Genomic DNA, 22,155 nt, shown 5'->3' with positions numbered 1-22,155 from the left:
GGATCAGCCCTTCAGCGAATCGACTTCGCCGACATTGATCGTGCGGCGGGTACGGAACAGGGTCACCAGGATCGCCAGGCCGATGGCGGCCTCGGCAGCGGCGACGGTCAGGATGAAGAACACGAACAGCTGGCCGGATGGATCGCCCAGCTGGCGCGAGAATCCGACGAAGTTGATGTTCACCGACAGCAGCATCAACTCGATGGACATCAGCAGCACGATGATGTTCTTGCGGTTGAGGAAGATGCCGGCAAGGCTGATGCAGAACAGCACCGCGCCCAGCGCCAGGATATGGCCCAGAGTGATCATGCCTTGGTCTCCTCTTCGCCCGCCGCAGGCGTGCTGTTGCTGTGCACCACCGGCTGCTCGGCACTCATCTTGACCACGCGCAGACGATCGTGCGCCTTGACCATGGTCTGCTGCGTCGGGTTCTGGGTCTTCAGGCCTTCGCGGCGACGCAGGGTCAGCATCACCGCGGCCACCACGGCCACGGTCAGGATGACGGCGGCGAACTCGAACGGCAGCAGGTACTCGGTGAACAGGCTGCGGGCCAGCCAGGTGACGTTGGACGTGTCAGCGGCCAGAGCGGCGGCATTGTCGGCCGGGAACGGGTTGACCGCCCTGCCCTTGACGCCGATCAGCATCAGCATCTGCACCAGCATCGCCACGGCCACGACCAGGCCGACCGGCAGGTAACGCACCCAGCCCTCACGCAGGTTCGACGGATCGATGTCGAGCATCATCACCACGAACAGGAACAGCACCATCACCGCGCCGACGTAGACCAGCACCAGCGCCACACCGAGGAACTCGGCGCCCACCAGCAGCCACACGCAGGCAACGGAGAAGAAGGTCAGCACCAGGCACAGAACGGCGTGCACGGGGTTGCGCACGCTGATCACCGCCGCGGCGGAGATGCCGGCCACGATGGCGAAGACCCAGAAAGCGATATTTACCCAATCCATCTCTCGACCTCAGCGGTAAGCGGCATCGGCGGCGCGACGCTCGGCGATCTCGGACTCGAGACGGTCGCCCAGGGCCAGCAGCTGCGGCTTGGTAACGATGTTTTCGCCACGATTCTCGAAGTGGTACTCGAGGATGTGGGTTTCGACGATCGAGTCCACCGGGCAGCTTTCCTCACAGAAGCCGCAGAAGATGCACTTGAACAGGTCGATGTCGTAGCGGGTGGTGCGGCGGGTGCCGTCCTCGCGCTTGGCCGAATCGATGGTGATGGCCAGCGCCGGGCAGACCGCCTCGCACAGCTTGCAGGCGATGCAGCGCTCTTCACCGTTGGGATAGCGGCGCAGCGCATGCAGGCCACGGAAGCGCGGCGACTGCGGGAACTTCTCCATCGGGTACATCATCGTGTACTTCGGCCTGACGCTGTACTTCAGCGTCAGCCAAAGGCCGGCCAGCAGTTCGAGCAGCAGCAGGCTCTTGAAGTAATGGGTAATCCTGTTCATCACTTTAGACGCCCTTTTGAATCACGCCGAAGAACACCATGACGGCGGTGACCGCGATCCAGAAAATGGTCAGCGGAATGAAGACCTTCCAGCCCAGGCGCATGATCTGGTCGTAGCGGAAGCGCGGGAAGCTGGCACGGAACCAGATGTAGGCACTGGCGAAGAAGAACACCTTGACGAACAGCCACGGCGCGCCACCCTTCCAGATCCAGTCGACCAGCGGCGACACAGTGCCCGGATCGACCCAGCCCTGGATCGGGCTCAGCCAGCCACCGAGGAAGAAGATCGAGATCAGGAAGCTGATCAGGATCATGTTCGCGTACTCGGCCAGGAAGAACAGCGCGAACGCGCCGCCCGAGTACTCGACCATGTGGCCAGCGACGATTTCCGACTCGCCTTCCACCACGTCGAACGGCGCACGGTTGGTCTCGGCCACGCCGGACACCCAGTACACGACGAACAGCGGGAACAGCGGAATCAGGAACCAGTCGAAGAAGCCGGAACTGCCGGCCTGGGCCATCACGATGTTGCTCAGGTTCAGGCTGCCCGAAGCGATCATGACGCCGACCAGGGCGAAGCCCATCGCGATTTCGTAGCTGATCATCTGCGCCGAGGCACGCATCGCACCCAGGAACGCATACTTCGAGTTGGACGCCCAGCCGGCCAGGATGATGCCGTAGATGCCCAGCGAGGTCATCGCCAGCAGGTACAGCAGGCCGGCATTGGCGTTGGACAGCACGATCTGCGAATCGAACGGAATCACCGCCCAGGCCGCGAACGCCGGGGCCAGGGTGATCAGCGGTGCCAGCAGGTAGATCGCCTTGTTGGCGTTGCTCGGCTGGACCACTTCCTTGAACAGCAGCTTGAAGACGTCGGCGAAGGCCTGGAAGATGCCCATGCCCACGTACATCGGGCCATGGCGGACGTGCATCCAGCCGATCAGCTTGCGTTCCCAGACCACGTAGAAGGCCACCGAGACGATCACCGGTACGGTGATCACCAGGATCTTCAGGATGATCCAGAGCAGCGCGCCGATGTCACCGAGGCCGAGCAGCCACTGGTGCAGCGGATCGACCGCGTTCAACAGCAATTCGTTCATGCAGCCACCACCGTTACGCGAGCGGCACCCAGCGGCGCGGTCGCGCCGTGGCCCGATTCAATCCAGACCGAACCCGCAGCGACGCGGGCGTCGACCACCACCGGCAGGGTGGCGCGACCGGCATCGGTGCCGACCTTGGCCATCTGCCCTTCCTGCAGCTGCAGGCGTGCGGCATCTTCCGTGTTGAGGACGATGCGCGGGGCGTTGTTCAGCGGATGCGACTGCAGCGCCGGAGCGCGGCGGACCACGGCATCGGTGCGGTAGATCGCCGCCGTCGAGGCCACTTCCAGGCCTTCGCCTGCAACGGCCGGCTGGGCCGACGCAGCCACGGTGACCGATACCGGTGCCAGGCTGGCACGCAGGCCCGCCAGATCGATGAAGTCGAAACCGGCCACCGCCAGCTCACCGCCCAGCGCACGCAGGACGCGCCAGCCTTCACGGGCCTCGCCCGGCAGCTTGCCACCGGCACGGGCCGACTGTTCGCGGCCATCGAGGTTGGTCAGGGTGGCGTCGATTTCCGGCAGCGCACCGATCGGCAGGATCACATCGGCGACGTCGCGGGTCGAGGCGCAGGCGAAGTGGCTGAACGCCACGACCTGGGCACCGGCCAGCGCCTTGCGCGCGGCAGGCGCATCGGCAAAGTCCAGGCCCGGCTCCAGGCCGTACACCACGTAGGCCTGGCGCGGCTGCGCCAGCATCGCGGCGACGTCCCTGCCGGCCGGCAGCACGCCCGCACGGGTCAGGCCGACGGCATTGGCGCCCTGCGGAATGCGGCACAGGCGGGCACCGGTGGCGGTGGCGAAATCACGCGCGGCGGCGCGGATCGCGGCAGCCTGCGGGTGGTTCTCGGCGATGGCACCGACGATCAGCACGGTCTTGCTGCCACCCTGCACCGCCGAACGCAGCTCGGCGTTGGCCAGGGCATCGACGAACTGCGACGGTGCGACGATCTGCTTGCCGGCGATGCTGAAGGCGAAGTCGAAGTCGACCGGGTTGACGACGTGGATCTTCGCGCCGTGCTGGGTCTGCGCCTTGCGCAGGCGGGCATGCAGCAGCGGCAGTTCATGGCGGATGTTGCTGCCCAGAACCACGATGCGGTCAGCGCCTTCGATCTCCGCCAGCGGCAGGCCGAACACTTCGGCGGTGGCGGCGTCGGAGAAATCGCGGTTGTTGATGCGGTGATCGATATTGCCCGAACCCAGGCCCTTGGCCAGGCGCGCCAGCAGAGCGCCCTCCTCGTTGGAGGTCGACGGGTGCACCAGCACGCCCAGGGTGTCGCCCTGGTTCGCCTTGAGGATGTCGGCGGCAGCGGCCAGGCCTTCCGCCCAGCTCACTTCCTTCCACTCGCCGTTGACCTTGCGCAGCGGCTTGACCGCACGGTCTTCGCTGTACAGGCCCTGGTGCGAGTAGCGGTCGCGGTCGGACAGCCAGCATTCGTTGACCGCTTCGTTGTCGCGCGGCACAGAACGCAGCACTTCACCGCGGCGCACATGCAGGAACAGGTTCGACCCCATCGCGTCGTGGTAACCCAGCGACTCGCGCGCGGTCAGCTCCCACGGACGGGCACGGAACTGGAACACCTTGTTGGTCAGCGCGCCGACCGGGCAGACGTCGACGACGTTGCCGGACAGTTCGGTGGTCAGGGGCTTGCCGTCGTAGGTACCGATCTGCAGGTTCTCGCCGCGGTACATGCCACCCAGTTCATAGGTGCCCGCCACTTCGGCGGTGAAACGGACGCAGCGGGTGCACTGGATGCAGCGGGTCATCTCGGTGGCGACCAGCGGACCCATGTCCTCGTCCGGGACCACGCGCTTGCGCTCGTTGAAGCGGCTGACCGAACGGCCATAGCCCAGCGACACGTCCTGCAGCTCGCACTCGCCGCCCTGATCGCAGATCGGGCAGTCCAGCGGATGGTTGATGAGCAGGAACTCCATCACCGAGCGCTGGAACTTCAGCGCCTTCTCGCTGCGGGTGGCGACCTTCATGCCGTCCATCACCGGCGTGGCGCAGGCCGGCGCCGGCTTCGGCGACTTCTCCACGTCCACCAGGCACATGCGGCAGTTGGCGGCGATCGGCAGCTTCTCGTGGTAGCAGAAGCGCGGAATCGGAATGCCGGCCTTGTCGGCGGCCTGGATGATCATCGAACCCTTGGGCACGACCAGGGACTTGCCATCGATCTCGATGGTCACATGGTCCGGTGGCACGTTCGGGTTTACGGGTTGCGCGCTCATGCGGCGGCTGCCTCCACCTTCTTGCCGTCAACCATCGAATGACCGTTGACGATGTAGTACTCGAATTCGTCCCAGAACTGGCGCAGGAAGCCCTGGATGGGCCATGCCGCCGCTTCGCCGAACGCACAGATGGTGTGGCCTTCGATCTGGCCGGCCACCGCCTTCAGCTGGTGCAGGTCTTCCATCGTGGCCTTGCCGGCGACGATGCGCTCGAGCACGCGGTGCATCCAGCCGGTGCCTTCACGGCACGGCGTGCACTGGCCGCAGGATTCCTTGTGGAAGAACTGGCTGATGCGGCAGGCGAACTTGACGCAGCACACGCTGTCATCCAGCACCACGACCGCCCCGGAACCCAGGCCGGAGCCCAGCGCACGGATGGTGTCGTAGTCCATCGGCAGGCCCTTCAGCTCCGCCGCGGTGAGCACCGGCATGGAGACGCCGCCCGGAATCGCACCCTTCAGGGTACGGCCCGGGCGCAGGCCACCGGCCATTTCCAGCAGCTCGTCGAAGGTGGTGCCGAGCGGCACTTCAAAGTTGCCGCCGTTCTGCACGCAGCCGGAGACCGAGAAGCACTTCGGGCCGCCATTGGCGGTCCGGCTCAGGCCCTTGAACCACTCCGGACCGTTGCGGATGATCGCCGGCACCGAGCCGTAGGTCTCGGTGTTGTTGATCGTCGACGGCTTGCCGTACAGGCCGAAGTTGGCCGGGAACGGCGGCTTGTAGCGCGGCTGTCCCTTCTTGCCTTCCAGCGATTCCATCAGCGCGGTTTCTTCGCCGCAGATGTAGGCACCGGCACCGAGAGCACCGTAGATGTCGATGTCCACGCCTGAGCCCAGCACGTTCTTGCCCAGCCAGCCGTTCGCGTAGGCGTCGGCCAGGGCCTGTTCGAAGTGCTCGAAGGGCTCGTGGTGGAACTCGCCGCGCAGGTAGTTGTAGCCCACGGTCGAACCGGTGGCGTAGCAGGCGATCGCCATGCCTTCCACCACCGAATGCGGGTTGTAACGCAGGATGTCGCGATCCTTGCAGGTGCCCGGCTCGGATTCATCCGAATTGCAGAGGATGTACTTCTGCATGTTGCCCTTGGGCATGAAGGACCACTTCAGGCCGGTCGGGAAGCCTGCGCCACCGCGGCCGCGCAGGCCGGAGGCCTTGACCATCTCGATGACCTGCTCCGGCGGGATCTTCTCTTCGAGGATCTTGCGCAGGGCGGCGTAGCCACCGGTCTTGAGGTAGCTTTCGTACGACCACGGAGTGTCGTAATGCAGGGTGGTGTAGACCACCTGGTGCGGCAGCGGCGCGGGACCGACCGGGCCATTGGATTCGTGGTGATGTGCCATGCCCTTACTCCAGCCCGTCCAGCAGCTCGTCGACCTTTTCCAGGGTCAGACGCTCATGGTAGTGACCGTTGATGACCATCATCGGCGCACCGCCGCAGCCGGCCAGGCACTCTTCCTCGCGCTTGAGGTAGACGCGGCCGTCCGGGGTCGATTCGCCGTGCTTGATGCCCAGCTTCTTCTCGCAGTGGCGCACGATGTCCTCGGCGCCATTGAGCCAGCAGCTGATGTTGGTGCAGATGGCCACGTTGTTGCGGCCCACCTTCTCGGTCTCGAACATCGAGTAGAAGCTGGCGACCTCGTAGGCCCACACCGGCGGCAGGTCCAGGTACTTGGCCACGCCGGCGATCAGCTCGTCGGTCAGCCAGCCCTCATTCTGCTCCTGGGCCGCATGCAGGCCCTGCAGCACGGCAGAGCGCTTGCGGTCCGGCGGGAACTTGGACAGCCAGTGATCGATGTGAGCGCGGGTCTTGTCGCTCAGCACCACCATCGGGTCGACGTCGCGCGCCGCCTCGAAATTACCTGTCGCCTTCATCGGCCGACCTCAGCGAAATGCATAACGTGAAATTCCAGGAACTGCGGCGCCGGCTTGCGCCGGCTGCCTGCAGCAGGCGTTGGCGTGGCAGACGGCATTACCGGTCAACCTCGCCGAACACCAGATCGTAGGTACCGATCATCGCCACCACGTCGGCCAGCATGTGGCCGCGCACGACCGAGTCGATCGAGGACAGGTGGGCGAAGCCCGGCGCACGCAGGTGCACGCGGAAGGGCTTGTTGGCGCCGTCGGAAACCAGGTAGCAGCCGAACTCGCCCTTCGGGGCCTCCACCGCCGAGTAGGTCTCGCCGGCCGGCACACAGTAGCCTTCGCTGAACAGCTTGAAGTGGTGGATCAGCGCTTCCATGTCGTCCTTCATGTCCTCGCGGCTGGGCGGAGCGACCTTGAAGTTCTTGACCATGACCGGGCCGGGGTTGGCCTTCAGCCATGCCACGCACTGCTTGATGATGCGGTTGGACTCGCGCATCTCGGCGACGCGGACCAGATAACGGTCGTAGCAGTCGCCTTCCTTGCCCAGCGGAATGTCGAAATCAACGGCATCGTACTTGGCATACGGACGCTTCTTGCGCAGGTCCCAGGCGACGCCCGAACCGCGCAGCATGACGCCGGTCATGCCCCACTGGTGCGCCAGTTCCGGAGTGACCACTCCGATGCCGACGGTGCGCTGCTTCCAGATGCGGTTGTCGGTCAGCAGGGTTTCGTATTCATCGACGCGACCCGGGAACTCATTGGTGAAGTTCTCCAGGAAATCCAGCAGCGAGCCCTCGCGCGAAGCATTGAGCTGCTTCAGCGCCTTGCCCTTGTGCCAACGGGATTCCTTGTACTTCGGCATGTGGTCCGGCAGGTCGCGGTAGACACCGCCCGGACGGTAGTACGCCGCGTGCATGCGCGCGCCGGAAACCGCTTCGTAGCAGTCCATCAGCTCTTCGCGCTCGCGGAAGGCATACAGCATCACCGCCATCGCGCCCAGGTCGAGCGCGTTGGAACCCAGCCACATCAGGTGGTTGAGGATGCGGGTGATCTCGTCGTACATGGTACGGATGTACTGCGCACGCTCCGGCGCCTCGATCCCCATCAGGGTCTCGATCGCGCGCACGTAGGCGTGCTCGTTGCACATCATCGACACGTAATCCAGGCGATCCATGTAACCGATCGACTGGTTGAACGGCTTGGACTCGGCCAGCTTCTCGGTACCACGATGCAGCAGGCCGACGTGCGGGTCGGCGCGCATGATGGTCTCGCCGTCCATCTCCAGGATCAGGCGCAGCACGCCATGCGCGGCCGGATGCTGCGGGCCGAAGTTCATGGTGTAGTTGCGGATTTCCTGCCGGCTTTCGGCGGCATTGCTGGCGAACGCTTCGCCGGCCTGGTGTACGTGGCTCACTTCACTGCCTCCTGCGCGCGCTCGCCGGCTGCGGTCTGCAGACGGGCGTCGTCGCGGATCACGCGCGGCACGCCGACACGCGGCTCCACCGAGGTGACCGGTTCGTAGATCACGCGCTTCTTTTCTTCGTCGTAGCGCACTTCGACATTGCCGATCAGCGGGAAGTCCTTGCGGAACGGATGGCCGACGAAACCGTAGTCGGTCAGGATCCGGCGCAGGTCCGGGTGGCCTTCGAAGATCACGCCATACAGATCGAACGCTTCGCGCTCGAACCAGTTCAGGCCCGGCCAGATGCCGGTCAGCGAGGACACCACCGGCAGCGCTTCGTCAGGTGCGAAGCAGCGCAGGTGCATCATCAGGTTGTGCTGGTACGAGCGCAGCTGCGCCACCACGGCAAAGCGCTGGGTCGGCATGTGCTGCGGGCGGGCGCCTTCGGCACTCTCCTCGCTGGGGAACTCGCCCCACGCGAAGCGGCCCTGCGCCTTGCCCTCGACGCCGCGGCTGAAGCCGTGCGAGGACACGTCGGCGGTGTCCCATTCGTCGGAGCCATAGCCCAGGTAGTCCACGCCGCAGAGGTCCACGGCCTGCTCGAAACCAAACTCGTCACGCAGCGCCAGGGCGGTGGCGTGCCACTCGGCGGCAGGCACTTCCAGCGTCACTTCGCCGCGGGGTTCGACCACGATGACCTTCGCACCAGCGAAACGTGCGGAGAGTCGGTCGATGAAGGATGCTTGCTCTGCCATGGGGGCTTGGCGCGCTCTTGTCAGGTGAAGGGGTCAGCGGGCGATGGTCTGTGTACGCCAGATCTTCTTCTGCAGCTGCAGGATCCCGTACACCAGCGCCTCGGCGGTCGGCGGGCAGCCCGGGACGTAGACGTCCACCGGCACCACGCGATCACAGCCGCGCACGACAGAATAGGAATAGTGGTAATAACCACCGCCGTTGGCACAGCTGCCCATGGAGATCACCCACTTGGGGTCGGGCATCTGGTCGTAGACCTTGCGCAGTGCCGGGGCCATCTTGTTGACCAGCGTACCGGCGACGATCATCACGTCGGACTGGCGCGGCGACGGGCGGAACACCACGCCGTAGCGGTCCAGGTCCAGGCGCGCGGCGCCGGCGTGCATCATCTCCACGGCACAGCAGGCCAGGCCAAAAGTCATCGGCCACATCGAGCCGGTACGCGCCCAGTTCAGCAGGGCGTCGACGCTGGTGGTGACGAAGCCTTTTTCCAGCAGCGGGTTGTCGCCTTCCGGCCGCAGGATGTCATCAACCCGCCCTTCCGGGGTCGGATTGTTCATCAGGCCATCGAGCGTCTGAATCACTCCCATTCCAGCGCTCCCTTCTTCCAGACGTAAATGAAACCGAGGAACAGCATGCCGACGAACAGGCCCATGGTGACCAGCGAACGGGCACCCAGCTCCATGAAGACCTGGGTCCACGGCACGATGAAGATGATTTCCAGGTCGAAGACGATGAACTGGATCGCGATCAGGTAATAGCGCACATCGAACTTCATGCGCGCGTCTTCGAACGCCTCGAAGCCGCACTCGTACGGCGAGAGCTTTTCCAGATCAGGGCGGCGGGGACCGAGGAGTCGGCCGACCAGCATCAGCACGACGCCGATACCGGTGGCAACGATCAGAAACAGCAGAGACGGCAAATATTCGGCCAGCACAGCGATTCTCTCTTGCCTCTGCCGCTGCGCCTGCAGGCGCTTTGGCATGGGGGAGTGGACGGGAATCGCCCTGGCGCATTGCGCGCCAGGTGAACCCGCTTTACTTACAAATGGTGCCCAAGAGGGGACTCGAACCCCTACGACTTGCGTCGCTACCACCTCAAGGTAGTGCGTCTACCAATTCCGCCACCTGGGCAAACGATCACATCAGACTATCTTCCCGATGCGCCGCGTATTGTAACCGGCTTCAGTCTTTCTGGGAGCCTTCCGACGGCTTTTCTTCACCAGAAACCGAAGATTCCGCCTGAGCCGGCACAGTCGCCGCCGGAACCGGGGCTGCCGGGACCTCATCGGCCTTCGGAACGGCCGGCAGTTCGCCTGCAGGGGCGGCCGGAGCGCTGGCCGCCGGGGCGGACATCAGGCCCAGGTCCTGCTCGGCGGCAGGACGGCTGCCGTGGCCGGCATACCAGGCCATGAAGAGGCTGATGCCGAAGAACACCACGGCCAGCCACTTGGTCGACTTGGACAGGAAGTTCGAGGCGCCACGCGCACCGAACACCGTTCCCGAGGCACCGGCACCAAAGCCCGAACCAGCCGCTGCGCCCGAGCCACGCTGCATCAGGATCAGCGCGATCATGGCTACGGCAACCAGCACGTAGACGACATTGAGGATCAACATCAGCATTGGAAATCCGCCCTCGGACAATACTTCTAGGATTTAGTTCGCGGCCGCCGCCTTCGCGATGGCCAGGAAGTCCGCGGCCACCAGGGAGGCGCCGCCGACCAGCCCACCATCGACATCCGGCTGCGCGAACAGTTCCCCGGCATTGTCGGGCTTCACGCTGCCGCCGTAAAGAATGGGCAGTGAATCAGCGATTCTAGCATCGATGCGCGCGACTTCGCCACGGATGAACGCGTGCACCTGCTGCGCCTGCTCCTTGCTTGCGGTGCGGCCGGTGCCGATCGCCCAGACCGGCTCGTAGGCGACCACGGCGCTGGCGAAACCGTCGGCGCCGACGAGATCCAGCACCGGCGCCAGCTGGCTGGCGATGACCGCTTCGGTCTGTCCGGCCTCGCGCTGCTCCAGGGTCTCCCCCACGCACAGCACCGGCACCAGGCCGGCATGCAGGGCAGCGGCGAACTTGCGGGCAACCAGTTCGCTGCTCTCGTGGTGGTACTGGCGACGCTCGGAATGTCCAACCAGGCCGTAACGGGCACCGACCTCGTGCAGCATGGCCGCGCACACTTCGCCGGTGTAGGCCCCCTTCTCGTTGCTGCTCACGTCCTGGGCACCGAAGGTCATGCCGGTCGCGCCGAACTCCTCGACCAGCTCGCCCAGGTACGGCAGCGGCGGCAGGATGACGACATCGACCCCGTCCAGCGGCAGCCCCGCAGCCACCTGCCCCAGCAGTTCATTGGCGAATTGACGGCTGCCATGCAGCTTCCAGTTTCCGGCGACGATCTTGCGGCGCATGAGCGGGTGGCTCCTGTGTGAAGTCAGCCGGTCATGATACCCGTTACGGCAAAAATCCGTTTCCGTGTAAGCGGTTACATGGATTTCCAGCCAACGGCGCGGCCCCTCGTGGCGGGGGTGGGGTTGGTCGCGGGGAGCCCCGGGTAGTTGATCGGCCTGGCCGGGCGGGCGGGACTGCGCAGGGGACGCTGCAAGTACGTCCCTGTAAGCTCGATCGCCGCATCCATGCGGCTCACGCCCCTGCGCAGCCCCACCCGCCCGGCTTCTGACACATTCCGGCGGTTCCGCCCGCCACGGAAAGAGAAAAGAAGATCAAAGGCAAAAGCGGCATTGCGGGTGGCTGCCGGGGTCAGATCCGGATCTGACCCCTGCCCCACCCCGGTGCGACAGATCTCATCCATCCGTCACCGGGAAACTGTCGAAGGCGGGGAGGTGTCGGATGGCGGGGTGTCCGCGGCATGGATGCCGCGGCCAAGCCCCCAGGGATGGGTTTACGGCGTCCCCGCCATCCGACGCCTCCCCGCCCCCCACGGAACATCCCAGAGCCGCTTTGGCTTTGGCTCGCCGGGCACGGCCCGGCGCTACCCGTAATGGAAAGGCCGCCTCGCGGCGGCCTTTTCATTACTTCAGCTTGATCTCGCGCAGGCGTTCCTCGAGGAAGCCGTGGGCGGTGATCGGCTCCGGATACCGGCTCGGGTTCTCCGGGGTGATGCAGGACGGCAGCACGTCGATCAGGAAGTCCGGGTTCGGGTGCAGGAAGAACGGCACCGAGTAGCGCGGCTGGCGGGCCAGCTCGCCCGGGGGATTGACCACGCGATGGATGGTGGAGGGATACACGTGATTGGTCAGGCGCTGCAGCATGTCGCCGATGTTGACCACGATGGTGTCCGCATCCGACGTGAACGGCACCCACTTGCCATCGTGCGACTGCACCTCCAGGCCCGCCGCACTGGCACCAACCAGCAGGGTGATGAAGTTGATGTCGCCATGCGCACCGGCACGCACGTTGGGAATGTCGTCGGTGGTGATCGGCGGGTAATGGATCGGGCGCAGGATCGAGTTGCCGAAATTGGTCTTGTCGGCGAAGAAATCCTCCGGCAGGCCGATGTGCAGCGCCAGCGCCGACAGCACGCGCGACCCGAGGTTGTCCAGCGCCTGGTACAGGCCGTAGCCCCGCTCACGGAAGCCCTCGACCTCGGTCGGCCACAGGTTCGGCGGCATCACGTCGCGGTACCTGGAGTCGTCGCCGATCTCCCGGCCGATGTGCCAGAACTCCTTCAGATCGAAGTGCTTGGACCCCTTCGCGGTTTCCACGCCGAACGGGGTATAGCCGCGTGCACCGCCGCCGCCAGCCACGTGGTACTTCCGCTTGATCTCCTCCGGCAGGGCGAAGAAGGCCTTGAAGACATCGTAGGCCGCGTCGATGTCGGCCTGCGGAATGCCGTGGTTGCGGATGCCCGCGAATCCCCATTGGCGATAGGCCGCCCCCAGCTCGGCCACGAAGGCCTCGCGGTCGCTGTCAAAACGGGTGATGTCGAGGGTCGGGATCTGGCTCACAGCGGTTCCTGGCTTGTCATTGGGTCTGGAGGGCCGCCGCATTCAGGGCCCACCTGAACATTGTGACAGATCGCCCGCAGGTCGACACCGATACGTTGAAACAAACCGATACAATGCGCGACCCGCGCGCGGATCCGCCGGCCGCGGCGGCGCCGCCCCCTTGTCCCGCTCCTGCTGAACACGTACCGACGATGCCCTCCGCTCCACCCGCCGCCGATCCAGCTTCCCGACCCGGTTGTACCCAGCACTGGCGCCGGCTGGCCTGGTGGTCCTTGTTCGTGGCGGCGAACGCCGTACTGGCAGCCGTCATCACCCTGGGCAACGTGCCGCTGCGGGACAACCCCGGCGGCCCCGTCGGCCTGGCGTATCTGGCCGTTGCCCTGCCCGGCCACCTGCTGGCGTTCGGCGCGCTGGCCGGCCTGCTGCCGCTGCTGCTCGGTCTGTGGGCCCGCAGCGCGCGTCCTCTGAGCATCGGCGCGGTGGTGCTGCAGGGCCTGTGGCTGTGCCTGCTGCTGGTCGATGCCAAGGTGTTCGCGCTGTACCGCTTCCACCTCAATGCCATGGTGGCGAACATGGTGTTCGGCGGCGCGCTGCACGATCAGGTCGCGCTGTCGTGGAAGACCTGGCTGCAGGCGATCGCCCTCGTATCGGCCATCTTCGCCGCCGAAGCCCTGCTGGCGTGGGCCTGCTGGAAGCTGCTGCCCGCCCTGCCCCGACGGCGCCACGTCCTGCAGGCATGGACACTGGTCATCCTGCTGATGGCAGGTGGCCAGGTGGCGACCGCCTATTACGATGCACGCGGCGAGCGTGACGTGATCAGCCAGTGGAACTACCTGCCCTGGGCGCAGCCGATCACCGCCAAGAGCTTCATGCGTCGCCTGGGCGTGGTCAGCCAGCAGCAGGCGGGCCTGCCCGCCCCCCGCCATGCCCAGCTGCACTACCCGCTGCATCCGCTGCGCTGCCAGAGCCACCAGCGGCCGAACGTGCTGATGGTGGTACTCGAATCACTCCGCCACGATGTGCTGACGCCACAGATCATGCCGAACACCACGGCATTGGCGCAGTCCTCCCGCGTTTACGAGCATCACTTCAGCACCGGCAACGCCACCCGCTACGGCCTGTTCGGCCTGCTCTACGGACTTCCCGGTGGCTACTGGGCAAGCATGCTTGACGAGCAGCGTGGCTCGCAGCTGTTCCAGGTCCTGGGACAGCAGGGCTATGACCTGCACCTGTACGGCAGCGCGCCGATGTACAGCCCGGAATTCGACCGCACCGTGTTCGCCGATGTCCGTGACCAGCTGCACCAGGGGCCGTCGGCACTGAAGCCCGATGGCCGCGACCGTGCCATCGTCGCGTCGCTGCAGCAGGACATCCGTAACAGCCAGGCCGCGCAGCGCCCGTGGTTCGGTTTCGTGTTCCTCGACTCCACCCACGCGCCCTACCACCTGCCGGCCGACTATCCGCCCCTGGCCACGCCGATGGCCGCGGACATCGACTTCCTCAAGTTCGGGCCGGACCACGATCCGACGCCGGAACTGAACCGCTATCACACCTCCGTCCACTACGCCGACAGCCTGGTCGGATCGCTGCTCGATACCCTGCGTGCGCAGGGCCTGGAGCAGGACACCATCGTGCTGGTCACTGGCGATCACGCAGAGGAGTTCAACGACCTCGCGCTGAACTACTGGGGCCACAACGGCAACTTCTCCGACTACCAGTTGCAGGTGCCGTTCGTGCTGCACTGGCCGGGCGAGGCCAGCGGCCGTGATGCGCGCACCAGCTCGCATGAGGACTGGGTGCCCACGCTGATGCGGCACGCCCTGGGCTGCGAGAACCCGCTGGCCGACTACAGCACCGGCCAGGATCTGCTGGCGGCCCCGGAAGGGCTCCGTGCCCTGGTGGTGGAGAGCTGGTCGCAGCGCGCCGTCCGCCACGGCGATGCCCTCTACGTGTTCGACAAGTTCGGCAATGCCACCGCGCTGGATCGGCACTATCGCCCACTGCCACAACAGGCGCCGGACGCAGCCGCGATCCGTTCCGCCTGGGAAGCGCTGACGCGCTTCCGCAATCGTTGATATCAAGGATCGAGTCCGCATGAAACGTTCGCTGCGCATCCTGCACACCGAAGCCGCCAAGGGAATGGGCGGGCAGGAGATCTACATCTTCCGCCACATGCAGGCCATGCGCGCGCGCGGCCACGACGTCTCGCTGCTGTGCCAGCCCGAGGCACGGCTGGCGCAGCTGGCGCGCGATGACGGCTTCACCGTGCATACGCTGCGCATGGGAGGGCTGGCGCGCCTGCTGCGCGGCATCTGGTCGGTTTCGCGCCTGGTGCGCCGCGAACGCTATGACGTGGTGAACACCACCAGCCGTCGCGACGCCTTGATTGCCGCCGCCGGCGCCCGCCTCGGCGGTGCGCCGCTGGTGGTGCGCTCGCGCCACCTGATGAGTCCGGTCAACTCGCTGCTGACCTATACCGGCCTGCCGCACCGGGTGCTGACCGTCAGCAGCTTCGTCAAGCAGCTGCTGGCCGACCGTGGCATTCCCGCTGAGCGCATCGGCATCGTGCCGCCGATCGCGGTTCCACCGCGCTGGACCGATATCCGCAAGGAAGATCCGTGGCAGTGCCTGCAGGACGTGCGTGCCGAAGTCCGTGCCGAGCTCGGCTTCGGCGAACAGGACATCGTGGTCGGCTGCGTGGCGGTGCTGCGCGAGCCCAAGGGCCATGCCGATCTGCTGCAGGCAATGGTGCCGCTGTGCAAGGCCAATCCGAACCTGCACCTGGTGGTGATCGGCGACGGGCAGCCGGTGATGGAGCGCCTGCAGGCGATGTGCGCCGAGCACGGCCTGCAGTCGCAGGTCCACCTGCTCGGCTACCGCGACGGCGCCTGCCGGCTGATGGCCGGCTTCGATATCTTCGCCCTCGCCTCGCACAAGGAAGCCGCCGGCACCGTGTTCCTGGAAGCGGCGTACGTCGGCGTGCCGATCGTGGCGACGCGGGTTGGTGGCGTGCCGGAGATGGTCGTGGACGGCAGCAATGCGATCCTCACCCGGCTGGGCGACAATGCTGCCCTGACAGGCGCTCTGCGCCTGCTGGTGGACGATCCGGAACGGCGCCGGCAGATGGGCCGTGCCGGCTGGGAATGGATGCGCGCTGCGCACCGCTTCACACCCACCGGCCACGGCGAGACCACCGAACACTACTACCGCCAGTGGCTGAAGGAGCTGGGACATGGCTGATGCCCGAACCGTACCGGTGCTGATGCACCATCACGTCAGTCCGTCGCCCGGCATGATCACGGTGTCGCCGGAGAATTTCGAAAGCCAGATTGCCTGGCTGGCCAACAGTGGCTGGACCTCACTGACACTGGAGCAGTACGCCGGGTTCCTGGCCGGCAGGCCGGTGCCGCGCCGGTCGATCGTCATCACCTTCGACGATGGCTACCTGGACAACTGGGTCTACGCGCATCCGATCCTGCAGAAGTACGGCATGCACGCGGTGGTGTTCGTGGTCACCGGATGGATGGGCGAAGGCCCGGTGCGGCCGCATGCAGGCCTGCCCGGCGCGGTACTGCCGGCAACGCCGGACCATCGCGGCTGCGAGGCCGCCATCTACGAGCAGGGGCGCAGCGACGATGTGATGATGCGCTGGAGCGAAGCGCGCGCGGCGATCGACGCGGGCACCTTCGAGGTGCATTGCCATACCCACACCCATACACGCTGGTTGCGCCGCGACGACCTGGACCGCGCGCAGCGCCGGGCCGGCATCAGCAACGACCTGGCACTCTCGCGCCAGGTCCTGCAGGACAAGCTGGGCGAAGTTTCGGACACATTGTGCTGGCCGTACGGTGACTTCGACGATGACCATGTCGAAGTCGCGCGCGAGCAGGGGTTCCGTTACCTGCATACCACCCACCCGTTCGGCCGCAACGTGATCGGCGGCGATCCCGAACGCATCTACCGCTTCGCGATCCGCAACCGGCCGGCCAGCTGGTTGCGCAAGCGCATCGCGCAGAGCTACAACCCGTTGATCGCGCCGCTGTTCAACGGCTTCAAGGCCCGCCAGAAGAAGATGGTGCCGGGCCCCTGAGTCCGCCTCGGCCCAGCAGCGGCCCTCTGAACAGAAAACGCCCCGGTCGTCCGGGGCGTTGTCCGTTGCGGAACCACCTGCGGGCTCAGGCCGCGGCGGCGGCCTTCACTGCGGCCGACAGGCGATCCAGCGTGTCCTGCATCAGTGTTGCGTCATCGGCCTCGACCGTCACCCGCACCACCGGCTCGGTGCCGGACGGGCGCAGGAATGCGCGCCCACGGCCGGCCACGGCCTGCTGCGCCTCCAGCAGTGCCGACTGCACGCTTTCGGCCTGCACGGTAGTCTTGGCCGAGACATTGCCCAACCGCACGTTCACCGTCTTCTGCGGGACCTTCACCAGCGGCTGCAACGCCTGCCGCAGCGTCTGTCCGCTGCTGCGCAGCGCAAGCAGCACCTGCAGCGCACTGACGATGCCGTCACCGGTCGTGGCCCGGTCCAGGCACAGCAGATGGCCCGAGGCTTCGCCACCGAGCACGCCGTCACCTTCGATCAGCGCCTGGTGCACGTAGCGGTCGCCGACGTTGCTGCGCTGGAACGGGATCTGCAGGTCGGCCAGCGCCTTCTCCAGTCCATAGTTGCTCATCAGCGTGCCGACCACCGGCCCACGCAGGCGACCTTCCGCCTGCCAGGTGCGTGCCAGGATGTACAGCAGGTCATCGCCGTCGACCGGATTGCCCTGGTCGTCAGCCATCAGCACGCGATCGCCGTCACCGTCGAAGGCGATGCCGAGATCGGCACGGGTCTCGCGGACCTTGGCGGCGAGGTTGTCGATATGGGTCGAACCGACGCCGGCATTGATGTTCACCCCGTTCGGCTCGGCACCGATGCCGATGACCTCGGCACCCAGCTCGCGGAACAGCAGCGGGGCGATCTGGTAGGTGGCACCATGCGCGCAGTCCAGCACCAGACGTACGCCACGCAGATCGAACGCACGCGGCACGCTGGCCTTGCAGAACTCGATGTAGCGGCCTACCGCCTCGCGCGCGCGCGACGCCTTGCCCAGCCGCTCCGATTCGGCCGTGGTGAACGGCACGTCCAGTGCGGCTTCCAGCGCCAGTTCGGTGGCGTCGTCCAGTTTCTCGCCCTGTGCGGAGAAGAACTTGATGCCGTTGTCGTAATGCGGGTTGTGCGAAGCACTGATGACGATGCCTGCATCAACGCCCAAGGTGCGGGTCAGGAACGCCACCGCCGGGGTGGGCATCGGGCCGAGCAGCTGCACATCGGTGCCGGCAGCGACCAGGCCCGCCTCCAGCGCCGCCTCGAACATGTAGCCGGAAATGCGGGTGTCCTTGCCGATCACCACGATCGGGCGGCGCCCGTCATGGCCGTGCCGGGCCACCAGCACGCGGCCCAATGCATTGCCCAGGCGCAGCACGAAGTCGGCCGAGATCGCTCCCTCACCGACACGTCCGCGGATGCCATCAGTACCGAAGTACTTGCGGCCTCCCATCAAGCCACCTCCGGCGCCGGCTGGCGGCCCAGCATCGCCAGCAGGTCGGACAGGCGGTCACGCATTTCGCGGCGGTCGCAGATCTGGTCGATGGCACCATGCTCCAGCAGGAATTCCGAACGCTGGAAACCTTCCGGCAGTTTTTCGCGCACGGTCTGTTCGATCACGCGCGGGCCGGCGAATCCGATCAGCGCCTGCGGCTCGGCAATGTTGATGTCACCCAGCATCGCGAACGAGGCCGATACGCCACCGGTGGTGGGATGGGTCAGCACCGAGATGTACGGCAGGCCGGCTTCACGCAGCTTGCCCAGCGCAGCCGAGGTCTTGGCCATCTGCATCAGCGAGAACAGGCCTTCCTGCATGCGCGCGCCGCCACTGGCGGAGAAGCAGACGTAAGGCGCGCCGATCTCCACGGCAGCCTCGGCCGCCAGCGAGAAGCGCTCGCCGACCACCGAACCCATCGAACCGCCCATGAAGGCGAAATCGAACGAGGATGCGACCAGCGGACGGCCCTTGAGCAGGCCGCGCATGGCGATCAGCGCGTCGTACTCGCCGGTGTTCTTCTGCGCGATCTTGATGCGCTCGCTGTACTTCTTCTGGTCCTTGAACTTCAACAGGTCGGTCGGCCCCAGGCGCGCACCGATCTCGGTGGTGCTGTCCGCATCGAACAGCGCGGCCAGGCGCGCGCGCGCGCGGATCGCCATGTGGTGACCGCACTTCGGGCAGACTTCCAGGTTCTCTTCCAGTTCCGGCCGGTACAGCGCGCTGCCGCAGTTGCTGCACTTTTCCCACAGGCCCTCGGGGACGCTGCGCTTCTTGCTGGGGGTGTTGTCGGTGCGGATGCCGGACGGCATCAACTTGCTGAGCCAACTCATGCGGGAGGACACTTCCGTTCAGGGCGGCCCGGGGGCCGCAAAGGCGGACAGTCTAGCTCCGCTTTCCCCGCCCGTGCACCCCTTGCCGGCCTGTGGGCGGCGGCGGAAAAACCATGCTGGGACGTACGTTTAGCGCAGGCAGCGCCGGGCCACGCCCGGCGGATACGCCGTAGCGCGCACCGTCGGGCATGGCCGGGCGCTGCCGTCAGGCGTCCAGGGCCTGGCGCAGGGGCGCCAGGAATGCGTGCGCCCGCTGGGCCGCCTCTTCGGCCGAGGTCGCTTCGGCCAGTGCCGCGACCAAGGCGCTGCCCACCACCACACCGTCTGCCTCGCGCGCCATGGCCGCCGCACTGGCGGCATCGCGGATGCCGAAGCCGGCCACCACCGGGACCGTGGCCCGTTCACGCAGCGCCTGCAGGCGTACGCTGGCGGCCTCGCTGTCGAGGCGGTCGGACGCACCGGTGACACCGGCAAAACTGACGTAGTACAGGTAGCCCCGCGCCAGCGCGAGCAGCTTGTCCGCGCGTGCCGGGCTGGTGGTCGGGGAGGCAAGCAGGACCAGGGCCAGGCCTTCCGCATCAAAGGCCTGCTGGGCCTCGCCGGCTTCCTCCGGCGGCAGGTCGACCAGCAGCACGCCATCCACGCCGGCGGTCACCGCGGCCTTGGCGAATGCCGCGTAGCCATGGATCTCCACAGGATTGAGATAGCCCATCAGCACCACCGGCGTCTGCGCATCGCGCTGGCGGAACTGCGCTACCGCCTGCAGGACGTAACGGCTGCCTGCACCGCGCGCCAGCGCACGTTCGGAACTGCGCTGGATGATCGGGCCGTCGGCCATCGGATCGGAGAACGGCACCCCCAGTTCGATCACGTCGGCGCCCGCCTCAACCAGTGCATGCATGACCGGCACGGTTGCTTCCAGCAGAGGATCGCCAGCGGTGACGAAGGGAATCAGTGCCTTGCGCTGCTGTTCGCGCAGGCGCTGGAAACAGGCGTCGAGTCGGGATACGGGCATGTCAGATACATCCTTCGATCAGGTCAACGGCGCCGCTGGCGCCCCAATGCATTCTGGATACGGTGCCATCCACGATCTCCACGCGGATCGCCAGATCGGAACCGGGGTCCTGCCAGAGCAGGGATTCGCCGGCGTCGGCATCAACGCCCAGCGCAGCTGCGATGACGCCCTGCGGCATCTGCTGCAGCACCTGCGCACGCGGCATGTCCAGGCGCAGTCCGAACGGCCCGGGCTGGGTCACCACCAGTCCCGAATCGTCGATCGGAGCCAGGTCGAAACGCACCACGTTGCCGTCCTGCACCAGCATCGCCACGCCCTCGGGCAGCGTGCCGCGCTCGTAATAGTCGCAGCGCCCGGCCGTCGCCTCGGCGAGGCCCGCCGAGTGCCACTGCGCCTCGGCCTGCAGTTCGCTGAAAGGCTGGCCAATCAGCACCTCGCCGGCATGGTCGAGCGCGACCGAAGCCACCGTCGGCGTGGCCCCGTCATCTGCGACCTCCCCTGCTGCAGGCAACGGTGCATCCTCGATCGGGTGATGGGCGGCATCGTCGTCGTTGCTGGCCACCTGGCGGGCCGGGGCGATGGCCGCCGGAGACGTCGCCGCGGGCGCCAGCACCGGCGGATCGGGCGGCGTGCAGCCGCCCAGCCCCACCGCCAGTACCAGCGCGCCGCCATGGCGCAGCATGGGCCTCACAGCACCAGCCCTTCGCGTGCGGCGATGGTATGCACGTCCTTGTCGCCACGCCCGGACAGATTGCACAGCACGATCTGGTCGCGCGGACGCTCGCGCGCCAGCTTGATCGCCTGCGCCAGCGCGTGGCTGGACTCCAGCGCCGGCAGGATGCCCTCGGTGTGTGCCAGCAGATGGAACGCCTGCAGCGCTTCTTCGTCGGTGATGCCGAGATAGCGCGCGCGCCCGCTGTCGGCCAGGAACGCGTGCTCCGGGCCGACGCCCGGATAATCCAGGCCGGCCGACACCGAGTGGGTCTCGATGATCTGGCCGTCGTCGTCGCACAGCACGTAGGTGCGGTTGCCATGCAGCACGCCTGGACGCCCTGCCGCGATCGAGGCGGCATGGCGGCCTGTGTTGATACCGTCACCGGCCGCTTCGGCGCCGATGATCTCGACCTGGCGGTCGTTGAGGAAGGCATGGAACAGGCCGATCGCGTTGCTGCCGCCACCCACGCACGCCGTGATCGCATCCGGCAGCCGGCCATACTCAGCCAGCATCTGTTCGCGCGCTTCGCGGCCGACGATGGCATTGAAATCGCGCACCATGCGCGGATACGGGTCCGGGCCGGCCACGGTACCGATGATGTAGAAGGTGTCCTGCACGTTGGTCACCCAGTCGCGCATCGCTTCATTGAGCGCATCCTTCAGGGTCGCCGAACCGGAGGTGACCGGCACCACCGTCGCGCCGAGCAGCTTCATCCGGTAGACATTGATCTTCTGCCGCTCGATGTCGGTGGCGCCCATGTACACCACGCACTCCAGGCCCAGGCGTGCGGCAACGGTGGCGCTGGCGACGCCATGCTGGCCGGCGCCGGTCTCGGCGATGATGCGTGTCTTGCCCATCCGCGCCGCCAGCAGCGCCTGGCCGATGGTGTTGTTGATCTTGTGCGCGCCGGTGTGGTTCAGGTCCTCGCGCTTGAGCAGGATCTGTGCGCCGCCGACGTGGTCGCTCAGGCGCTGGGCATGATAGATCGGGCTCGGCCGGCCCACGTAATGAGCCAGATCGCGGTCGTAGGCCGCCTGGAACGCGGGGTCCTGGCGGGCCTGGTCATAGGCCTGGGCCAGCTCCTGCAGCGGACCGACCAGGGTTTCGGCGACAAAGCTGCCGCCATAGCGGCCGAAATGGCCCTGGGCATCCGGGAAGGCGTGGTAGTCGGCAATGGGGGAGGCAGACATGGCAGGGACCGGTGATTCAGACAGGTGGATACTCTAGCGCACGG

22 protein-coding genes and 1 tRNA gene are annotated in these 22,155 nt (G+C 66.4%); 3 read left to right on the top strand and 20 right to left on the bottom strand.

Annotation, left to right across the window (positions count from 1 at the left end):
- Positions 1 to 3: 3 nt before the first annotated feature.
- From nuoK to AC06FB_RS05430, 15 genes are all read right to left on the bottom strand, one after another.
- Positions 4 to 309, bottom strand: a complete 306-nt coding sequence (nuoK, locus tag AC06FB_RS05500; protein ID WP_053519917.1) for an NADH-quinone oxidoreductase subunit NuoK — start codon at positions 307 to 309, stop codon at positions 4 to 6.
- Positions 306 to 965: an NADH-quinone oxidoreductase subunit J gene (locus AC06FB_RS05495; RefSeq protein WP_053519916.1), complete on the bottom strand. Its 660-nt coding sequence runs from the start codon at positions 963 to 965 to the stop codon at positions 306 to 308. The genes nuoK and AC06FB_RS05495 overlap by 4 nt, the downstream gene beginning before the upstream one ends.
- Before the next feature lie 9 nt (positions 966 to 974).
- Entirely contained in the window at positions 975 to 1,463 is a 489-nt protein-coding gene (gene nuoI, locus AC06FB_RS05490) for an NADH-quinone oxidoreductase subunit NuoI (protein WP_053519915.1), read from the bottom strand.
- Positions 1,464 to 1,467: 4 nt separating this feature from the next.
- Positions 1,468 to 2,562 (bottom strand): NADH-quinone oxidoreductase subunit NuoH, encoded by a 1,095-nt coding sequence (gene nuoH / locus AC06FB_RS05485; RefSeq protein WP_053519914.1) that lies wholly within the window; start codon positions 2,560 to 2,562, stop codon positions 1,468 to 1,470.
- Positions 2,559 to 4,793 carry an NADH-quinone oxidoreductase subunit NuoG gene (gene nuoG / locus AC06FB_RS05480; protein WP_478053448.1) on the bottom strand — a complete coding sequence of 745 codons (2,235 nt, stop codon included), beginning with the start codon at positions 4,791 to 4,793 and terminating at the stop codon, positions 2,559 to 2,561. Before nuoG ends, nuoH begins: the two co-directional genes overlap by 4 nt.
- Positions 4,790 to 6,130 carry an NADH-quinone oxidoreductase subunit NuoF gene (gene nuoF / locus AC06FB_RS05475; protein WP_478053447.1) on the bottom strand — a complete coding sequence of 447 codons (1,341 nt, stop codon included), beginning with the start codon at positions 6,128 to 6,130 and terminating at the stop codon, positions 4,790 to 4,792. The genes nuoG and nuoF overlap by 4 nt, the downstream gene beginning before the upstream one ends.
- 4 nt (positions 6,131 to 6,134) lie before the next feature.
- A complete protein-coding gene (nuoE, locus tag AC06FB_RS05470; protein ID WP_006381132.1) occupies positions 6,135 to 6,662 on the bottom strand; it encodes an NADH-quinone oxidoreductase subunit NuoE in 528 nt (175 codons plus the stop codon).
- Between the two features lie 97 nt (positions 6,663 to 6,759).
- The gene (locus AC06FB_RS05465) at positions 6,760 to 8,067 is read right to left on the bottom strand and encodes an NADH-quinone oxidoreductase subunit D (RefSeq protein ID WP_445394232.1); all 1,308 of its coding nucleotides are present in this window, start codon (positions 8,065 to 8,067) and stop codon (positions 6,760 to 6,762) included.
- Entirely contained in the window at positions 8,064 to 8,810 is a 747-nt protein-coding gene (locus AC06FB_RS05460; protein ID WP_065181852.1) for an NADH-quinone oxidoreductase subunit C, read from the bottom strand. Before AC06FB_RS05460 ends, AC06FB_RS05465 begins: the two co-directional genes overlap by 4 nt.
- 33 nt (positions 8,811 to 8,843) lie before the next feature.
- Positions 8,844 to 9,398, bottom strand: coding sequence for a NuoB/complex I 20 kDa subunit family protein (locus AC06FB_RS05455; RefSeq protein WP_005410463.1), 555 nt, complete (start codon positions 9,396 to 9,398; stop codon positions 8,844 to 8,846).
- Positions 9,389 to 9,745, bottom strand: coding sequence for an NADH-quinone oxidoreductase subunit A (locus tag AC06FB_RS05450; protein ID WP_053519909.1), 357 nt, complete (start codon positions 9,743 to 9,745; stop codon positions 9,389 to 9,391). Before AC06FB_RS05450 ends, AC06FB_RS05455 begins: the two co-directional genes overlap by 10 nt.
- Positions 9,746 to 9,856: 111 nt before the next feature.
- Positions 9,857 to 9,941, bottom strand: a tRNA-Leu gene (locus tag AC06FB_RS05445).
- Positions 9,942 to 9,992: 51 nt separating this feature from the next.
- Positions 9,993 to 10,430: a preprotein translocase subunit SecG gene (gene secG, locus AC06FB_RS05440; RefSeq protein WP_065175541.1), complete on the bottom strand. Its 438-nt coding sequence runs from the start codon at positions 10,428 to 10,430 to the stop codon at positions 9,993 to 9,995.
- Positions 10,431 to 10,463: 33 nt separating this feature from the next.
- Positions 10,464 to 11,219, bottom strand: coding sequence for a triose-phosphate isomerase (gene tpiA / locus AC06FB_RS05435; RefSeq protein ID WP_065175542.1), 756 nt, complete (start codon positions 11,217 to 11,219; stop codon positions 10,464 to 10,466).
- A gap of 621 nt (positions 11,220 to 11,840) precedes the next feature.
- The gene (locus AC06FB_RS05430) at positions 11,841 to 12,818 is read right to left on the bottom strand and encodes an isopenicillin N synthase family dioxygenase (RefSeq protein ID WP_053520081.1); all 978 of its coding nucleotides are present in this window, start codon (positions 12,816 to 12,818) and stop codon (positions 11,841 to 11,843) included.
- A gap of 149 nt (positions 12,819 to 12,967) precedes the next feature.
- Between AC06FB_RS05430 and AC06FB_RS05425 the strand changes: the two genes are divergently transcribed.
- From AC06FB_RS05425 to AC06FB_RS05415, 3 genes are read left to right on the top strand one after another with little or no spacing between them, the layout of a single operon-like run.
- Positions 12,968 to 14,851, top strand: a complete 1,884-nt coding sequence (locus AC06FB_RS05425; RefSeq protein ID WP_478053446.1) for a DUF3413 domain-containing protein — start codon at positions 12,968 to 12,970, stop codon at positions 14,849 to 14,851.
- Between the two features lie 19 nt (positions 14,852 to 14,870).
- Positions 14,871 to 16,016 carry a glycosyltransferase family 4 protein gene (locus tag AC06FB_RS05420; RefSeq protein WP_053520079.1) on the top strand — a complete coding sequence of 382 codons (1,146 nt, stop codon included), beginning with the start codon at positions 14,871 to 14,873 and terminating at the stop codon, positions 16,014 to 16,016.
- Positions 16,009 to 16,866 carry a polysaccharide deacetylase family protein gene (locus AC06FB_RS05415; RefSeq protein WP_478053445.1) on the top strand — a complete coding sequence of 286 codons (858 nt, stop codon included), beginning with the start codon at positions 16,009 to 16,011 and terminating at the stop codon, positions 16,864 to 16,866. Before AC06FB_RS05420 ends, AC06FB_RS05415 begins: the two co-directional genes overlap by 8 nt.
- A gap of 85 nt (positions 16,867 to 16,951) precedes the next feature.
- Here AC06FB_RS05415 and glmM read toward each other — a convergent pair whose 3' ends face one another.
- From glmM to trpB, 5 genes are all read right to left on the bottom strand, one after another.
- Complete coding sequence (gene glmM / locus AC06FB_RS05410; protein WP_111186387.1) at positions 16,952 to 18,316, bottom strand: phosphoglucosamine mutase; 1,365 nt, start codon at positions 18,314 to 18,316, stop codon at positions 16,952 to 16,954.
- Positions 18,316 to 19,191, bottom strand: a complete 876-nt coding sequence (accD, locus tag AC06FB_RS05405; RefSeq protein WP_053520076.1) for an acetyl-CoA carboxylase, carboxyltransferase subunit beta — start codon at positions 19,189 to 19,191, stop codon at positions 18,316 to 18,318. The genes glmM and accD overlap by 1 nt, the downstream gene beginning before the upstream one ends.
- 205 nt (positions 19,192 to 19,396) lie before the next feature.
- On the bottom strand, positions 19,397 to 20,206 hold the full coding sequence (trpA, locus tag AC06FB_RS05400) for a tryptophan synthase subunit alpha (protein WP_478053444.1): 810 nt from the start codon (positions 20,204 to 20,206) through the stop codon (positions 19,397 to 19,399).
- Position 20,207: 1 nt separating this feature from the next.
- On the bottom strand, positions 20,208 to 20,897 hold the full coding sequence (locus AC06FB_RS05395; RefSeq protein ID WP_478053443.1) for a hypothetical protein: 690 nt from the start codon (positions 20,895 to 20,897) through the stop codon (positions 20,208 to 20,210).
- Positions 20,894 to 22,111 (bottom strand): tryptophan synthase subunit beta, encoded by a 1,218-nt coding sequence (gene trpB, locus AC06FB_RS05390; RefSeq protein ID WP_180876068.1) that lies wholly within the window; start codon positions 22,109 to 22,111, stop codon positions 20,894 to 20,896. The genes AC06FB_RS05395 and trpB overlap by 4 nt, the downstream gene beginning before the upstream one ends.
- Positions 22,112 to 22,155: the final 44 nt, after the last annotated feature.

This window comes from Stenotrophomonas sp. Steno-C15 (assembly GCF_056393265.1).
Note: the sequence above shows the minus strand (reverse complement) of the source record. Positions and strands in the feature narration are given on the sequence as shown.

Excerpts from the sequence above, each read along its gene's own strand:
- nuoI (WP_053519915.1), bottom strand. The coding sequence starts at position 1,463 with ATGAACAGGATTACCCATTACTTCAAGAGCCTGCTGCTGCTCGAACTG.
- glmM (WP_111186387.1), bottom strand. The coding sequence starts at position 18,316 with ATGGGAGGCCGCAAGTACTTCGGTACTGATGGCATCCGCGGACGTGTC.
- trpB (WP_180876068.1), bottom strand. The coding sequence starts at position 22,111 with ATGTCTGCCTCCCCCATTGCCGACTACCACGCCTTCCCGGATGCCCAG.
- nuoK (WP_053519917.1), bottom strand. The coding sequence starts at position 309 with ATGATCACTCTGGGCCATATCCTGGCGCTGGGCGCGGTGCTGTTCTGC.
- trpA (WP_478053444.1), bottom strand. The coding sequence starts at position 20,206 with ATGCCCGTATCCCGACTCGACGCCTGTTTCCAGCGCCTGCGCGAACAG.
- nuoG (WP_478053448.1), bottom strand. The coding sequence starts at position 4,793 with ATGAGCGCGCAACCCGTAAACCCGAACGTGCCACCGGACCATGTGACC.
- tpiA (WP_065175542.1), bottom strand. The coding sequence starts at position 11,219 with ATGCGCCGCAAGATCGTCGCCGGAAACTGGAAGCTGCATGGCAGCCGT.
- AC06FB_RS05420 (WP_053520079.1), top strand. The coding sequence starts at position 14,871 with ATGAAACGTTCGCTGCGCATCCTGCACACCGAAGCCGCCAAGGGAATG.
- nuoE (WP_006381132.1), bottom strand. The coding sequence starts at position 6,662 with ATGAAGGCGACAGGTAATTTCGAGGCGGCGCGCGACGTCGACCCGATG.
- AC06FB_RS05460 (WP_065181852.1), bottom strand. The coding sequence starts at position 8,810 with ATGGCAGAGCAAGCATCCTTCATCGACCGACTCTCCGCACGTTTCGCT.
- nuoH (WP_053519914.1), bottom strand. The coding sequence starts at position 2,562 with ATGAACGAATTGCTGTTGAACGCGGTCGATCCGCTGCACCAGTGGCTG.
- nuoF (WP_478053447.1), bottom strand. The coding sequence starts at position 6,130 with ATGGCACATCACCACGAATCCAATGGCCCGGTCGGTCCCGCGCCGCTG.
- AC06FB_RS05415 (WP_478053445.1), top strand. The coding sequence starts at position 16,009 with ATGGCTGATGCCCGAACCGTACCGGTGCTGATGCACCATCACGTCAGT.
- AC06FB_RS05495 (WP_053519916.1), bottom strand. The coding sequence starts at position 965 with ATGGATTGGGTAAATATCGCTTTCTGGGTCTTCGCCATCGTGGCCGGC.
- accD (WP_053520076.1), bottom strand. The coding sequence starts at position 19,191 with ATGAGTTGGCTCAGCAAGTTGATGCCGTCCGGCATCCGCACCGACAAC.
- AC06FB_RS05425 (WP_478053446.1), top strand. The coding sequence starts at position 12,968 with ATGCCCTCCGCTCCACCCGCCGCCGATCCAGCTTCCCGACCCGGTTGT.
- AC06FB_RS05455 (WP_005410463.1), bottom strand. The coding sequence starts at position 9,398 with ATGGGAGTGATTCAGACGCTCGATGGCCTGATGAACAATCCGACCCCG.
- secG (WP_065175541.1), bottom strand. The coding sequence starts at position 10,430 with ATGCTGATGTTGATCCTCAATGTCGTCTACGTGCTGGTTGCCGTAGCC.
- AC06FB_RS05430 (WP_053520081.1), bottom strand. The coding sequence starts at position 12,818 with ATGCGGCGGCCCTCCAGACCCAATGACAAGCCAGGAACCGCTGTGAGC.